At 38.2% G+C, this 16,145-nt stretch carries 15 protein-coding genes and 1 pseudogene; 13 read left to right on the top strand and 3 right to left on the bottom strand.

All coding sequences use genetic code 11. The features are described 5' to 3' along the window. The 5 genes from iolC to NSQ25_RS08990 are packed head-to-tail and all read left to right on the top strand — an operon-like array spanning position 1 to position 5,698. Entirely contained in the window at positions 1 to 1,011 is a 1,011-nt protein-coding gene (gene iolC, locus NSQ25_RS09010; protein ID WP_024427114.1) for a 5-dehydro-2-deoxygluconokinase, read from the top strand. Positions 1,012 to 1,036: 25 nt separating this feature from the next. Then, positions 1,037 to 2,497, top strand: coding sequence for a CoA-acylating methylmalonate-semialdehyde dehydrogenase (locus NSQ25_RS09005; protein ID WP_024427113.1), 1,461 nt, complete (start codon positions 1,037 to 1,039; stop codon positions 2,495 to 2,497). Positions 2,498 to 2,546: 49 nt separating this feature from the next. Beyond that, positions 2,547 to 3,737, top strand: a complete 1,191-nt coding sequence (locus NSQ25_RS09000; RefSeq protein WP_024427112.1) for an MFS transporter — start codon at positions 2,547 to 2,549, stop codon at positions 3,735 to 3,737. A gap of 27 nt (positions 3,738 to 3,764) precedes the next feature. Continuing rightward, complete coding sequence (locus NSQ25_RS08995) at positions 3,765 to 4,799, top strand: Gfo/Idh/MocA family oxidoreductase (protein ID WP_024427111.1); 1,035 nt, start codon at positions 3,765 to 3,767, stop codon at positions 4,797 to 4,799. A gap of 32 nt (positions 4,800 to 4,831) precedes the next feature. After that, entirely contained in the window at positions 4,832 to 5,698 is an 867-nt protein-coding gene (locus NSQ25_RS08990; RefSeq protein WP_034283486.1) for a sugar phosphate isomerase/epimerase, read from the top strand. An 881-nt stretch (positions 5,699 to 6,579) separates the two neighbouring features. Here NSQ25_RS08990 and NSQ25_RS08985 read toward each other — a convergent pair. Together NSQ25_RS08985 and NSQ25_RS08980 are read right to left on the bottom strand one after the other, a co-directional pair. Next, positions 6,580 to 6,726, bottom strand: a pseudogene (locus NSQ25_RS08985) (YdhR family protein); the annotation flags it as partial. A gap of 168 nt (positions 6,727 to 6,894) precedes the next feature. Further along, on the bottom strand, positions 6,895 to 7,083 hold the full coding sequence (locus NSQ25_RS08980; RefSeq protein ID WP_326136360.1) for a hypothetical protein: 189 nt from the start codon (positions 7,081 to 7,083) through the stop codon (positions 6,895 to 6,897). A 492-nt stretch (positions 7,084 to 7,575) separates the two neighbouring features. Here NSQ25_RS08980 and NSQ25_RS08975 point away from each other — a divergent pair, with 492 nt between their 5' ends. The 7 genes from NSQ25_RS08975 (at position 7,576) to NSQ25_RS08945 (ending at position 14,446) form a co-directional block, all read left to right on the top strand. Next, complete coding sequence (locus tag NSQ25_RS08975; protein ID WP_046311244.1) at positions 7,576 to 8,241, top strand: helix-turn-helix transcriptional regulator; 666 nt, start codon at positions 7,576 to 7,578, stop codon at positions 8,239 to 8,241. Further along, entirely contained in the window at positions 8,238 to 8,612 is a 375-nt protein-coding gene (locus tag NSQ25_RS08970; protein WP_024427108.1) for a RidA family protein, read from the top strand. The genes NSQ25_RS08975 and NSQ25_RS08970 overlap by 4 nt, the downstream gene beginning before the upstream one ends. Before the next feature lie 72 nt (positions 8,613 to 8,684). Further along, complete coding sequence (locus NSQ25_RS08965; RefSeq protein WP_326136361.1) at positions 8,685 to 9,788, top strand: threonine synthase; 1,104 nt, start codon at positions 8,685 to 8,687, stop codon at positions 9,786 to 9,788. A 114-nt stretch (positions 9,789 to 9,902) separates the two neighbouring features. Further along, the gene (locus NSQ25_RS08960) at positions 9,903 to 10,157 is read left to right on the top strand and encodes a hypothetical protein (protein WP_326136363.1); all 255 of its coding nucleotides are present in this window, start codon (positions 9,903 to 9,905) and stop codon (positions 10,155 to 10,157) included. 184 nt (positions 10,158 to 10,341) lie between these two features. Beyond that, complete coding sequence (locus NSQ25_RS08955) at positions 10,342 to 12,504, top strand: MMPL family transporter (RefSeq protein ID WP_326136365.1); 2,163 nt, start codon at positions 10,342 to 10,344, stop codon at positions 12,502 to 12,504. 101 nt (positions 12,505 to 12,605) lie between these two features. Beyond that, entirely contained in the window at positions 12,606 to 13,790 is a 1,185-nt protein-coding gene (locus NSQ25_RS08950; protein WP_034283474.1) for a sensor histidine kinase, read from the top strand. 5 nt (positions 13,791 to 13,795) lie between these two features. Beyond that, positions 13,796 to 14,446, top strand: a complete 651-nt coding sequence (locus NSQ25_RS08945; RefSeq protein WP_034283472.1) for a response regulator transcription factor — start codon at positions 13,796 to 13,798, stop codon at positions 14,444 to 14,446. A gap of 568 nt (positions 14,447 to 15,014) precedes the next feature. Here NSQ25_RS08945 and NSQ25_RS08940 read toward each other — a convergent pair. After that, the gene (locus NSQ25_RS08940) at positions 15,015 to 15,359 is read right to left on the bottom strand and encodes a helix-turn-helix domain-containing protein (protein WP_034283468.1); all 345 of its coding nucleotides are present in this window, start codon (positions 15,357 to 15,359) and stop codon (positions 15,015 to 15,017) included. Positions 15,360 to 15,482: 123 nt separating this feature from the next. On the opposite strand from NSQ25_RS08940, the gene NSQ25_RS08935 reads away from it, so the two are divergent. Further along, a complete protein-coding gene (locus tag NSQ25_RS08935) occupies positions 15,483 to 16,064 on the top strand; it encodes an NAD(P)H-dependent oxidoreductase (protein WP_070325880.1) in 582 nt (193 codons plus the stop codon). Positions 16,065 to 16,145: the final 81 nt, after the last annotated feature.

Here is a 16,145-nt window from a genome sequence, read left to right as displayed (position 1 = left end):
ATGTCCTATTTAACTTTTGAACAAGATAGAAAACTAGACGTCATTGCGATCGGTAGATTATGTATTGATTTAAATGCAAATGAAATCAACTGTCCAATGGAAGAAACAGTGACATTTACTAAATATGTCGGCGGGTCTCCTGCGAATATTTCCATCGGTCTTGCGAGACTTGGCATGAAGTCAGGCTTTATCGGAAAGGTTGCCGATGACCAAATGGGGCGTTTTGCGACACACTATTTGCAAGAAAACAACATTGACACTGAAGGAATTGTCATTGATCGAACAGGCGCGGTGACAGGCCTTGCATTCACTGAAATTAAAAGCCCTGAAGAATGCAGCATTTTAATGTATAGAGACAATGTCGCTGATCTTAAACTTGAAATCAGCGAAGTGTCTGAAGATTACATCAAACAAGCGAAAGCCATTCTTATCTCAGGAACAGCGCTAGCAAAAAGTCCTTCTAGAGAAGCCGTTTTCGTTGCGCTAGATTATGCGAGAAAACATCAAGTGACCATCATTTTTGATGTCGATTATCGTCCATATACTTGGCAGTCCGAAGAGGAAACATCAATTTATTATAACCTTGCTGCTGAAAAATCAGATTTGATCATCGGGACAAGGGAAGAGTTTGACATGATGGAAAAATTGACAGTTGACGGCCCTTCAAACGATGAATCCACTGCAAATAAATGGTTTTCACATCATGCAAAAATTGTCATCATTAAACATGGAGGAGAAGGATCAATCGCCTATACAAAAGATGGTCTTTCCCATCGCGGGGGCATTTTTAAAACGAAAGTACTGAAAACATTTGGCGCTGGCGATTCATATGCATCTGCTCTCATTTATGCACTAATGAATGGGTTGACAATTCAAGAAGCAATGCGCTTTGGCAGTGCTTCAGCATCAATTGTTATTTCAAAACATAGTTCATCTGATGCGATGCCATCTGTAGAAGAAATCAAAGCGTTTATGGCAACAGCAGAAGAATTCATTCTAAATCAACCATAACAGTAGTAGAGGAGAGAGAAAAAACATGGCAAAAACAACCTTAAAAACAGTGAAAAATTATATTGGTGGCAAATGGACCGAAGCTGCAACAACGCAAACAGAAAAGGTTTTCAATCCTGCAACCGGTGAAGTAATTGCAGAAGTACCTTTATCAACAATAGAAGACGTAGATCGTGCTGTCCAGTCAGCAAACGAAGCATTCAAAACTTGGTCCAAAACAGCTGTACCAAAACGTGCGCGTATCCTTTTCAAATACCAGCAATTGCTTGTGGAGAAATGGGAAGAATTAGCTGAGCTTGTGACGCTTGAAAACGGAAAGAGCTTAACAGAAGCTAAAGGAGAAGTACAACGCGGCATAGAGTGTGTGGAATTCGCTGCTGGTGCACCAACCCTCATGATGGGGAAACAACTACCTGACATTGCAACAGGACTTGAGTCTGGTATGTATCGCTACCCCATCGGTGTCATTGGCGGGATTACACCGTTTAACTTCCCTATGATGGTTCCTTGCTGGATGTTCCCTCTCGCCATTGCTTGTGGAAACACATTTGTCTTAAAGCCATCTGAAAGAACACCAATCCTTGCCGCAAGATTAGCAGAGCTATTTGAAGAAGCTGGTCTCCCAAAAGGCGTACTTAACATTGTGAACGGTGCACATGATGTGGTAAATGGGTTGCTTGAGCACAAAAACGTCAAAGCGATTTCATTTGTTGGCTCTCAGCCAGTGGCAGAGTATGTATACAAAAAAGGAACAGAGCACGGCAAACGCGTTCAAGCGTTAGCTGGAGCGAAAAACCATTCTATCGTCTTAAAGGATGCTGATTTAGATGGGGCAACAAAACAAATCATCGGTGCTGCGTTCGGATCAGCTGGTGAGAGATGTATGGCAGCTGCTGTTGTGGCAGTAGAAGAAGAGATTGCGGATGAATTCATTGAAAAATTAGTAATTGAATCAAATCAAATTGTCATTGGTAATGGCATTGAGGAAGATGTGTTCCTTGGACCTGTCATCCGTGAAGGTCATAAAGAGCGCACGTTACAATACATTCAATCAGGAGTAGACGAAGGCGCATGCCTCATTCGTGATGGAAGAAAAGACAGTGAGACAGAAGGCGAAGGCTACTTCGTTGGACCAACGATTTTTGATCACGTTACAGAAGAAATGAAAATTTGGCAAGACGAAATTTTCGCACCTGTTCTTTCTGTTGTACGTGTGAAATCACTTGGTGAAGCGATTGACATTGCCAACCATTCAAGATTTGCAAACGGTGCTTGCCTTTACACTGACAGTGCATCAAGTGTCCGAGAATTTCGTGAAAACATTGAAGCAGGTATGCTAGGCGTTAACGTGGGTGTCCCAGCTCCAATGGCATTCTTCCCATTCTCCGGTTGGAAAGATTCATTCTACGGTGATCTTCACGCCAACGGGACAGACGGCGTAGAATTCTATACTAGAAAGAAAATGGTTACAGCTCGTTATATGTAAACGAGCGAACAGGCGGCTGTGTCCCTTCTGATCACAGCCTGCCAAATAAATGGATGTGGTCATCGCGAAAGACAAAGTCCTATTTTCTATCATTTCATTTTTCTTTTGGTTTACACAGTTTCTCTATGTCCCGATTTTATCACCTTATTTAAAAACACTTGGTGGACACTATACCTTTATTGGTATCGTGTTAAGTAGTTACGGGCTGATGCAGCTTTTTTGCAGGCTACCTGTGGGGATCTTTTCCGACTTCTTAAACATGAGAAAACCGTTTATTGTCTTCGGCATGATGACGGCCACTTGTAGCTGTCTTTTATTTGCCTTAACGGACGCCTTCATATGGGGGCTTATTGCGAGGTGTCTTGCTGGCTTAGCAGCAGCAACATGGGTTGCCTTCACAATAATGTATGCGAATTATTTCAAAGAAAATGAATCACAGAAGGCAATGAATTACATTTCATTTATCGTTGTCCTCGCGCAGTTGTTAGGTATGAGCTTTAGTGGTTATATCGTCGATATCTTTGGATGGAAAGCACCGTTTTGGATTGGATCCTTCATCGGCTTGATTGGTCTTGTTTTATCACTTTTTATTCTCGAACAAAAAACAGAAAACAAGACCCAATTGAAAATGAAGCAACTCATTAAAGTCGCGAAAGAACCAGCGTTACTAAAGATTTCACTGTTGTCTATTTTAGCGCACAGTATGATTTTTACGACGATGTTTGGATTTACATCAACGTATGCACTCACCATCGGCATGAAACAAAGTGAACTTTTTTACGTTGTCTGTTCTTTTATGATGCCGCACACCTTAGCACCTTTATTACTTGCGAGACTGCTTAAGGAGGCGAATAAAAGAAACATCTTAATCGGTTCATTTACGGTTGCCTCATTTTCGATCTTTATGATTCCTTTTATTCAACAAAAGGTCATCTTTTATATCAACCAAGGAGTAGGTGGACTTGCATTAGGTTTTATTTTTCCAATACTTCTAGGAATGGCCATTGAATCTGTGTCACAAAGTTTTAGAGCGACTGCCATGGGTGCATATCAAGCATTATATGCACTTGGTATTTTCGGTGGTCCGTTTATTGCAGGAATGGTCAATCATGTATTTGGCATCGCATTTGGATTTTATTTTGAAGCCATCTTAGGGGTATGTGCAGTCGGACTTATTATGACAAAGACTTTTGAAAAGATACAAAATCATGATACACACACGATTAAGCGCCATACATAAAGCGCTTTCATTCAGGGGGACTCTCAAATGAAATTAAGAATTGGTGTTATTGGTACTGGAGCAATTGGTCAAGAACATATGAAAAGAATCACAAATACATTGTCAAAAGGAAAAATTGTGGCAGTAACAGATGTGAATCAAGCGCAAGCCCAAGCGATTGTAAACGCATTACATTTAGATGCAACAGTCTACAACGATGGCCATCAACTCATTCAAGCTGATGATGTTGATGCGATTATCGTCACTTCTTGGGGACCAACACATGAAGAGTTTGTATTAGCTGCGATACAAGCAGGAAAACCTGTTTTCTGCGAAAAACCACTTGCGACAACAGCAGAAGGGTGTAAGCGCATTGTGAATGCTGAAATCGAAGCAGGGAAGTTATTCGTGCAGGTTGGATACATGCGCCGTTATGACCCAAGCTATCTAGCATTGAAAGCAACTCTTGATCAAGGAACTGTTGGTGAACCATTAATCATTCATTCTGCACATAGAAACCCAACAGTACCTGAAACTTATACTGGTGATATGTCAATTGTCGATACATTTATCCACGAAATTGATATTCACCGCTGGTTACTAAACGACGACTATGTGTCAGTACAAACAATTGCACCAAAGAAAACAAGTCAAGCAGCCGATCACCTTCAAGATCCAATCATAGTCTTGATGAAAACAAAACGTGGGGCACTCATTAGTGGAGAAATTTTTGTCAATTGTGAGTATGGATATGATATTCAGTGCCAAGTCGTTGGAGAAAAAGGAATTGCCAGTCTTCCTGAGCCTGCTACGGTTGTTTTGCGTACTGATGCAAAACATTCAAAAGATATTTTAGTAGACTGGCAAGCTCGTTTTAAAAGCGCGTATGATGCTGAACTACAAGATTGGATTGATTCTACATTAAAAGGTGAAGTCAATGGTCCAACAGCATGGGATGGTTATGTCGCAGCAGTCACATCTGATGCATGTTTAGAAGCGAAAGTATCTGGTGAAGTCACTCCGATTCACCTTGATGACCGCCCAGCATTTTATGATCAAGCATTAACAACCGTCCAAAAATAAATACTTAGCTGAAAAAGAAAGGGAGATTGAACATGATTTTAGCATACGACCCGTCTCATTACCGTGATCATACAAATTTAAAAGATACAATTGATAACGTTGCAAGACTCGGCTATGAATATGTAGAGCTGTCCCCGCGTAAAGATTTCATTTGGTTTTATGAATATCCAAAAGTTGATAAACATTTGATCAGAGACTTAAAGAGATATTGTCGTGATGCAGGTGTAAAAATTTCTTCTGTACTTCCTGTTCAACAATGGTCTTCACCAAATGAGCAAGAGCGGCAAGCGGCAGTGAGAAACTGGAAAAGATGTATTGAGATCACATCAGAACTTGGTGTTGATCTCATGAACAGTGAATTTAGTGGAGACAAAACACGCCCTTTAGAAAGTGAAGCAGCATTTGTCAGATCAATGGACGAACTGATGCCAATCTTTGAAAAAGAAGGGATTAAGCTAAACCTTCAGTCACATCCACATGACTTTATAGAGTTGAACATTGAAGCGATCCGCATGATTCGTGCACTAGATAAAGAATGGATCAAACTTGTGTATTCTGTTCCCCATGCGTTCTTCTATGACGATGGGATTGGTGATGTAGAGAAGCACCTTGATGAGGCAGGAGATCTGCTTGCACATGTATTAATCGCAGATACACTAAATCATAAAGCAGCTTACGGGCTACGTTATATCGTGAATCCACCAGATGCCAATGTAACCGTTCACCAGCACTTGAATCCTGGTGAAGGAGAAATTAATTTTGAAGCACTTTACCGGAAATTACGCGAAATGAAATTCGATGGAATCGTTACAAATGCAGTCTTTGCATATTCTGATCGCCCAGAATGGTCGAATGAAATCACGTTAAAGTCCATTAAAGAAGGATTAAACATCAAATAATAAAAAAAACCAGCGTTTATTCTCAAATAAGGGAACGCTGGTTTTTCATATGTGTCGATTGCATATTTTCAGTGCTTGTGCTCGATGCAAATGTGTCTTTAACACCACGGTCGCGATGGCGCCATTCGACCTTGAGAAAAGTTCCAATGGATTTGTCAAATCGAATAACACAAAAGTCTTTTATCATAAAAAGTGAGAGGTTAAGCAGCCGGGCTTCCCGATTGCTTTGCTTGTTTATAATTGAAAAAGGAGATGATTAAATGAATTACTATAAATTACTTGTATCAATTTGCACCATAGTATTAATCTGCTCAGCATGTTCAAAGAGCAGGATGCAGTGGTAGACTCTCCAAAAAGAGAGTTAAGCAGCTTAAAAGATAGTAAATTTGCTGTAACTTTTTCAGAGGTAATGGACAGGGGTTGCGAAATAGTCAACTATGATAACACAGGGAAGACTTTTTCTAACGTATCAATGAAAGACTGTGTGGGATTCACGTCATCTACTCAGAGCAATAATAACATCTACTTTTCATCTAATAAGTCTAACTTTCACATATCTCTAGATAAGAAAACTGAGGAGTAAGCCCTCTACATACAAAGTCACTTTCAAAATCTACAGATGACGAGGGTGCGTTCTTTATTAATTACTCTAATGGTTATTCTGCATGATATAAACGTTGGTTACACAGGTAATGGCTTAGTAAGAGAGTTGGTCTACTGGAAATAAGATAGGAATGACAAGAAACAGGTTGAACTAGACGGAGAGTTGACATCGCTTTCTCCTCATCATTCAAACGGGGGAATGCCTGATGAAGCAACGTTATGACGAGGGAATAAACAGGTCTTGAACCTATTGTATAGATAATGATTTCACCCTCATCCTCATTTTTTTGAGCATTCTCCGTCCATATTTTCCATATGAATCCGTCTTCCACATTTATACTTTTCGCTAAATCAGAAAACTCTTTTGCCATTTCATCACCGAAAGGACCCTTCATCTTAAAATCTATCTGTAATAAGTGTACTATCGTCATTCTCCTTATGTTGAAGTTGTAAAATAGAGTTCTCCCAGCACTTCTTTCATTTGATACTGCTCTCGCGGAAGTTCCTTCTCCATAAAAAAACGTACATCTGATGGGTCAACTAGCAGGATTAATTGGACTTGTTGTTCTAATGGCGGATTGTGTTTAGGTTTTTTAGCGATTGAATTGTTTTCGAAGAACTAGGCATGAGACAGCGAATACAGTGAAAGCGCCCGCTGATCCAGCAGTAAACACCAGCTCAAATTGTTCTGGTTTGGACTTGAATAACAAAGGGACAGAAAGAATGAGAGCAGCACCACTAAAGCCCAATCCTAATATCAACGTTGCCAATAATTTATTCATAGAAACACCTCTTACACTCAGAATTAGAACAATGGAAACGACTGATTCAAGAATCATCGTTATCACATTCCTAGTTGGAGTGTATCATATGATGGCGGACGATTGGTTTCTTTTCATTAAAACACACAATCGTGAAATAAACTTTTTAAACGAACGGTGTACGTTATAATATAAATGTGATGTAGCTTTAAACGATTTCCATAAAGAAGAGGAGATGCATACGATGACGGCATTTCTTTCATCCATAGCCTGAAAGAAGAAATGTTTGCAGGTGATACCGTATCAATGGAACGGTTCAGGTGGGGAATTGAAGTCATTTTGTATGGAATCCAGCAAGAAATCAATTAGAAAGGAGCACGAGCAAAAAGCAGTCAATGGCTGCTTTTTTTATATTTTCTCAACCTTTTCAACATATATAAAAAAATCTATATATTGTTTTTATATATATAAAATTATATAATCTAGTGGAATAAACAAATGAGGTGCTTAGGCATGGAAAATACGAAGAATTTATTAGAGAGCTATATTCCTTTAGCAAAATCTACGGCAAAAATGTTTGGACCAAATTGTGAAGTAGTGATTCATGATTTAACGAACCCTCAAGCATCTGTCATGTTTACAGTAAATAACCATGTGACAGGAAGAGAAATCGGTCAATCATTTGATCATCTAGTCAAGACTGTATTACAATCAGAAGATTTTAAAGAAGATTATCTTGCTGGGTATACATTTAAAACAGAAGACAACCGTACCATTCGTTCTTCGACTTCATTAATTCGTGATTCTAAGAAAAAGGTGGTTGGAGCATTCTGTATCAATTTTGATGTTGAAGCTTTGAATCAAATGCAGCAATTTATGGATACTTTTCTTTCTTCAAAAGTTGAAGTTCAAGAGAATGAAACAACACCAAATGATGATTTTGATAATGTGGAAGGAATAGTAGATCAATTGATTCAACAGATCATTCAAAACAGTGTCCACCCAGTTATGAAACGTCATGAAAAAATTGAATTAATAAGGTTCATGGATGAAAAGGGAATCTTTTTAATGAAAGGTTCGGTTGAGAAGGTCGCATCTATGTTAGGTATTTCTAAAGTCACTGTCTACAGCTATTTGGATGAGATCAAACATAAATCGAATGAAGGGAAAACGAAATGAAAAGTATCCTTGAGGTAGGGAATCTAAAATCCAACGGACACTATGCATTCGCAACCATTCATCAAAACACGGTCTACGTTTCAGGACAATTTGCCATCAATCCAGAAACGAGAGAAAAAGAATTCGGCCCCATTGAAGAAGAGACATTGCAAGCGCTTAAGAATGTGGAGATGATTGTAGAAGCAGCCGGAAGTAAAAAAGAAAAGATTTTGCGTATGACATTATACATTTCGGATATTGAACTATGGGATAAAGTAGATGCGGTTTACACTGAATTTTTCGGGGAACATCAACCAGCACGTACTGTTGTACCAACGAATGAATTACATTTTGGTTTCAAAATTGAAATTGATGCTATTTCTTATATTTAGAATATTTTTTTGCCTATGATATATAAAAAAGTATATTTTATATAAAAAATTATCCAAAGGGGTTGATGATTGATGAATCAATTGATTTGCAACCATTGCGGCAAAAAGTATGAGATGACACCAACTTTATGGAAATGTGATTGTAACGACGTATTAAATCTGGTGAAAGATACCCCTAAAATAGATATAGAGGCTTGGGATCACTACCCAAACTCCTTATGGCGTTATGTTGAAACAATGCCATTTTCAAAAGATTCTAAGACTTGGGAATCTGTGACAATGGGTGAAGGTCAAACTCCGTTAATCGTTTTAGATCCTAATGAGCCAAACACTTATGTAAAAGTTGATTATATGATGCCGACATTATCCTTTAAAGACCGAGGAGCCGCTGTGTTGATGACACATGCAAAAGAATTAGGGGTATCAAAGGTGATTGCTGATAGTAGTGGGAATGCAGGAACGGCGATTGCAGCATATGCAGCACGTTGCGGTATCGCCTGTGACATCTATCTAAGCGATGACACTTCACCAAAAAAAGTCGCTCAAATCAAAGCCCATGGCGCAACGATTAAAGAAATTCGCGGTACACGAGAGGATATTGCAGCCGCGGCCCAAAAAGCAGTAGACGACGAAAACGTCTTTTATGCAAGCCATGTGTATCATCCTTATTTTTTTGAAGGAACAAAAACATACGCCTATGAAATTTATGAACAAATAAAAGGAGCACCTGATGCTTTAATCATTCCAGTTGGAAACGGTACTCTCCTCCTAGGTGCGTATTATGGTTTTAAAGAGTTATTTGAAAATGGTTTGATTCATCAAATACCGAAAATCATTGCCATACAAGCGAAAAACTGTGCACCTCTTGTGAAAGCTTATCAAAATGCGAAAGAATCAGCATCGCCTGTTACGAATACAGGAACCTTGGCAGAAGGGATAGCCATTGCTGCCCCGGCGCGCTCCAAACAAATTCTAGAAGCTGTACAAAATACCAATGGCACATTTATAGATATTGAAGAAGAAGAGATATTGAATGCACGCTCTAAACTAAGTGAGAAAGGATTTTATGTGGAAGTGACATCTGCAGTCAATTTTGCTGGCTACATGAAATATAAAAAGAAATCAAAAGAAACAATCGTCATACCTCTTTGTGGTGCAGGAATTAAATCAAAATAACCCAAACTTGAAATCGGAGGAATGTTTCATGGGTTTGGATTTTATTCACTGCGAAGCACATTGGTCATACAGTAACTTCCATGGTTTAGAAAAAGGTTAGCTGCTTGTATCGGTATGAATTTAGATGATTTGGAGGGGTTTGGTGGGGAAATACCCTTTAAAAACTACCAAGATGACATCATCCCATTGCTGGAACAGCCCGATTCTGATCGTTACTTATCACCAGATGTTTGTCAGACCGTTGCAGCTAGATTGCGTCAACTGATCCGCCATTGGCCAGATGATGATATAGATAAAATGAGCGCTCTCTATCTAGCAGAGGGAATGGAACTAGCGCATCAACAAAATGAGATATTGGGATTTATATAGGAAGAGGATATGTTGTCATATGCCAGATCTTCAATATATATATGAAGGGTATCTCAAGAGAGATGCTCTTTTTCTTGCCTGAATGTACAATCCCTTTTGCCCAAAAGTACAATTTTACTTCACTATTTCATTGCGTAGAATAAAGAGGTGAATATCATGAATTCGATGAAAAAGGAGTAAGTGAATGGCTAAATTTTTATATAACTTAGGAAACTTTGCTTTTATGAAGCCTAAACGAATGTTAATCGGTTGGTTACTTATTTTAGTAGCTGTAGTTGCAGCAACAATAGGGACAGGCGTTTCATTTAATGGAGATATGTCGATTCCAGGAACAAAATCTGAAAAGGCGATGGATCTCTTGGAAAAGAAGTTCCCAGCAGGTGATGATGGGGGAACGATTCGTCTGATATTTAAAGCACCTAAGGATGAAACATTAGAAGCAAAGAAAGTAAAACATAAAATAAATGAGACGATGAAAGAAATTAAAAAGGATAAAGCAGTTAAGCAGGTGACCGATTTATATCAAAACTTTACGATAAGTAAAGATAAGAAGATAGGATATGCGGATATTACGTATCGAGTGAAAGCGGATAAGGTAAAGGAATCCTCAAAAGAGAAAGTATTAAATAGCATAAAGATTTCAAGAGATGCCGGCATCCAAACGGAATTAGGCGGCTCCGTCACATTCTCTGAAATTGAAGTAGGTGGGATTTCTGAAATCATAGGGATTGTCTTCGCCTTCTTGATTTTAGTCTTTACATTTGCTTCACTTTTGGTCGCAGGATTACCAATATTGACGGCTGTGATCGGGTTAGTCATAGGTGTTATGGTCATTTTAATCACCTCAAACTTTGTAGAAATGTCTGCATTTAGTCTCACATTAGCGGTGATGATTGGTCTTGCAGTAGGAATTGATTATGCACTGTTTATCATTTCAAGATATCGACAGCTGTTAGCAGAAGGCTACAATTTGAATGAGGCTGCTGCTAGAGCAGTGGGTACCGCAGGAAGTGCTGTATTATTTGCGGGCGTCACTGTTATTGTTGCATTATGTGGACTTGTATTAGTTGACATACCGTTTCTAGGTATCATGGGCCTTGTGGGAGCCTTTATGGTACTATCTGTTATGCTTGTTTCTCTGACGATTGTTCCAGCTATACTAGGGCTTCTTGGAGATAAGGTGAGTCCTTCCAGACAAAATAAGTTATTTTCTAAATTACAGTCAAAAAAAGAGAAAAAAACAATGGGCTGGGGAAGATTTATTCAAAAGCATCCGGGTAAAATAATGCTAGGTGTCATTTTATTGACAGGATTGGTAAGCTGGCCAGCACTTCATATGGAGCTTGGCCTTCCGGATAACGGTATGAAAGGCAAAGAAACAACTGAACGTAAAGGATACGATCTTTTAGCAGAAGGATTTGGCAAGGGGTTTAATGGACCACTTGTTGTCATCATAGATGCCTCTCAAGCAGATGAAACGAGGAAGTCCAAGTCCATCGAGGAATCATCAAAATTGTTAGAAAAAATGGATGGTATCAAACAAATCACGCCGGCGATCCCTGATCAATCGGGTGAGTACGCAATGTTAACAATCTTACCTAGAAGTGGTCCGGAGGATAAAGAAACGAAGCAATTAGTAAAAGACATTCGAAATGAATCGAGTGTGACTGACACAAAGTTTCTTGTGACTGGTTCTACTGCCGTGAATATAGATATTTCAGATAGACTCAGTCAAGCATTGCCAAAATTTGCAGGAGTCATTATTGGATTTGCTTTTGTGTTAATGATTCTTGTATTTAGATCATTCCTTGTTCCATTAAAGGCTGTACTAGGGTTTTTAATGACATTAACTGCTACATTAGGTTTTGCTGTCTTTGTTTTACAGGATGGACATCTTGCCCCATTGTTTGGAATACCTGCAGCAGGTCCTCTGTTGAACTTTATGCCTGTACTAGTAACAGGAATATTATTTGGTCTTGCAATGGATTATGAAGTATTTTTAGTTAGTAGAATGAGGGAAGAATTTCTTCTATCTCAGGATGCAAAGAAATCTGTTATTTCTGGATTACAGCATAGTGGCAGGGTTGTAACTGCAGCAGGCTTAATTATGATTTTCGTTTTCGCAAGCTTTATTTTTGCTCAAGACTTAATTATTAAAACAATGGGATTAACATTGGCATTTGGGGTTTTATTCGATGCATTTGTTATTAGAATGACCTTTATCCCCGCTTGTATGATGCTATTAGGGCGTGCAAATTTGTACTTACCTAAATGGCTGGCACGATTGCTTCCGCATATTGATATTGAAGGAGAGTCAATTGCCCAAAAAGAAAAGAAGATTATATAATTTATTCTTCTTTAAATGTTAAAATTCTAATACCGCCATTGCCTCTTTCAAAGGCGGGCGGTATTTTTCGTGTTATGATGGGGTTTGGAAGGTGAACGTTTATGGATAAGAAACGGATAGACCCATTTAATGAAATGATCTATTCCCGAATTCCCACGTTATTATGGGGTATTCTTGTGTATGTTGCAGCGATGATTTTTCAGTTTTTAACAGTATCTCTATCGCTTTCAAGTTTGTTTTTTTCTGGCCTTTTTGCAATACATCTCATTTTTCATTGGTGGTCTTTTTATTGGTTCCAGAAGAAGCCTTGGATTTATTTCTTCATACAAGGAATCGTTATTCTACTTTGTGTTTTAGCTATGCCAGCTGCCTCTCCTGTTATTTTAATTGGTCTTTTACCGGTATTAATTGCTCAGAGCATCGGTGTATACTATCATACATTAAAGATTATTTTGACAGGACTTTGTTTTTATGTGCTTTTTTTTCTAGCTCTTATTTTGGCTAATGATACCGATGATCTGACTGTCTACATTCCGATTTTATTTCTGATCCTTATTGTGGTCGTTGCATACTCTATCTTATTTTTTAGACAAGTAAAGGCTAGAATTCGAACTCAAACGTTTCTAAAGGAACTCGAACTCGCACATCAGCAGGTGGAAGAGTTAACCCTTGCTAATGAGCGTCAAAGAATGGCTAGAGATTTACATGATACCCTTGCACAAGGGCTTGCAGGCATTATTATGCAATTGGAAGCTGTTCAAGCACATTTAGAGAATCAAAATACCCAGCGTGCTCAAAGCATTATCAAGGGCTCAATGAGCCAAGCGCGAAAAACACTAGGTGAGGCACGGATGGTGATTGATGATCTTCGGAAGGATCGTCATGATCAATACGATTTAACCGAAACAGTAAAAAATGAAGTAAATCGATTTACGACAGCAACGAATATCCCAATTCGCACAAAGATCTCTGTACTTCAAAATATGTCGCCTTTTTTTATTGAACATACTGTTTACATAATAAAAGAATGCTTAACGAATGTTTCAAAACATGCCAAAGCAAGCCATGTCGAGTTAGTGATCGTACAACAAGGTGATCACATCCATTTGGAAATAGCAGACAATGGAGTGGGGTTTGATGAGAAAAAACGAGAATCCACTTTTGGACATTACGGCATCATTGGTATGTCAGAACGTGTCCGGCTGCTTGGTGGAGAGATCCATTTGAAAAGTAAAAAAAATGAAGGTACACAAGTAATAGTAAACATACCTTTGAAAAAGGAGTAAATACAGTGTCTTATCGAATTGTGATTGTGGATGATCATTATGTTGTGAGAGAAGGATTAAAATTAATTCTTGAAACAGACGAAAGATTTGAAGTTGTTGGAGAAGCAGAAGATGGAGGAAAGGGGTTAGATGTCATAAAAGAAAAATCCCCAGACCTTGTATTACTTGACCTCAACATGCCTATGATGAGCGGGCTTGATATGCTTAGAGAAATGCAGTCTCTTCAAATAAAAGTTCCCGTACTCATTCTGACTACTTATAATGAAGAGAACTTAATGATTCAAGGGTTACAGCTTGGTGCAAAAGGCTACCTCTTAAAGGATACCAGCAGAGAAAACTTATTTAATACAATTGAAGCAGCCATCAGAGGAGACATTTTACTTCAATCAAATGTGGCCTCAAAGGTGTTTGAATCAACCGCACACAAAGAACCTCAAGAAAAATTGAAAACAGACAACCACTCGCTTACCGAAAAAGAGATGCTCGTTTTGCAAGCAGTAGCTAGAGGGTTTCGGAGTAAGGAAATTGCATTTGATATGGGAATTTCCGAGAGAACTGTAAAAGCACATTTAACAAACATTTATCAAAAACTAAATGTGACATCAAGAGCTGAAGCAATTAAAACATCAATAGAATTAGGAATCATTCATTTTTAGATTTCATTCTCTTCATAGGGGCATAGGGGAAGTCGAATAAGTATAAGATTGTGAAAGTGCAATAAGGATTTACCCGAATGAGCTATATATTGATCTGCAAAACATAACCTCAAGCAGGTACAAGAAAGGAAGGACAAAATGTCCTTCTTTGTTCGCATTGATACAAATTCCAAGTGGTACCGTTGTGCAGCAGCTTCTTAAAAGGCACCCTTCAAGACAAAACTGGTTCATCGTATCCTCAAACAAACTCTTGGGAGAGAGGGGCCTCGAACCACAAAGCCAAGAACGAAATTGGGTGGATTCTTCAATATCCCACATGGAGAACAGGCTTTTCAAAGTCTTAAGATCAACTTTATATGATTAACAATAAGGAGCCAGCAAAGGCTCTTTTTTTGTGCTCATCAATTGCAACACAAAAACTTCAGCCTCTGTTATGCAACCAGAAAGAGATTTGGTCAAACGGATAGCTCAAATTGTCATCGGAACGAGGAAAGATATAGCACGTTTTGAGAGAAATGAACTTAAAATTAAAAAGGATGTGTTTGAGGAGAAAGATTTGCCAGCCTAACTATTTCATTTTCATTTGTTCTTCCCCCCAATAACAAATCGCATCTAATACAGGGATCAATGATAATCCCTTTTCCGATAAACTATATTCTACTTTTGGAGGCACTTGAGGATATTCTTTACGATTAATTAACTGATCTGCTTCAAGTTCTTTTAGTGTATTGGTTAATGTTTTAAAAGAGATTGCCCCAAGCAATCGCTTCAACTGATTATAGCGAATAGGCGCATTGTTTGCATATAAAGCATACAGTACCGTCATCTTATATTTCCCACCAATTAATGATAAAGTGTACCCAAATCCAGTTTCTTTTAGATCAACATGAGCTGTAAAGGATTCTTCGGTCATTTTACACTCTCCTTTAGGTTAGTATCGCACTTTAATTACCGTACTTGTAGTACGTTATAGCATACAATAAAATGAATGTACATCAAAATATGATGAAAAATAATAAAAAAGGGTGAATGAATCATGAAAACAATTGTCTATGCACATCCTTGGGACGGAAGCTATAATCATGCCATTTTGACTTCCATTACAGAAAATCTAGAAACAAAGAGAGAACCATTTCAAGTGATCGATTTATATAAAGATGGGTTCAATCCCGTTTTTTCAGCTGAGGAATTGAAGTATTTTCATAAAGGAGAAACGCCTTATCAATTAGTTAAGGATTATCAAAAGAAATTAAGTCAGTCAACTGAATTAATATTTATATTTCCTGTCTGGTGGTGGGATTTACCTGCAATTTTAAAAGGATTTATTGATAAAGTCATGTTAAGAGGTTTCGCATTCTTGGAAGATAAAAACACTGGGGCTTTAAAAGGTTTATTGACAAATATAAAAAAAACAACCGTCATCTCAACATCTACAACAGATAAGGATTATATAGAAACTGAAGGCGGGAATGCGATTCAAAGCGTTTTTATTAACAGAACTCTTGCTGACTTGGGAATTAAAAATGAAGACACCAAATGGATTCATTTTTCGGGAGTTAACTTAACAACAGATGAAAAGAGAAAGCAATTTTTAAAAGAAATATCCCAGAATATTTGATTTACAGTACCAACAAATTCGGTAACAAATCAAGGAAGCCCAAAAAGGCCCAACCTCTACGACCGATTTAATTTATTGAGA

Source organism: Bacillus sp. FSL R5-0512 (assembly GCF_038593295.1).
Classification (GTDB): domain Bacteria; phylum Bacillota; class Bacilli; order Bacillales; family Bacillaceae; genus Bacillus; species Bacillus safensis.
Note: the sequence above shows the minus strand (reverse complement) of the source record. Positions and strands in the feature narration are given on the sequence as shown.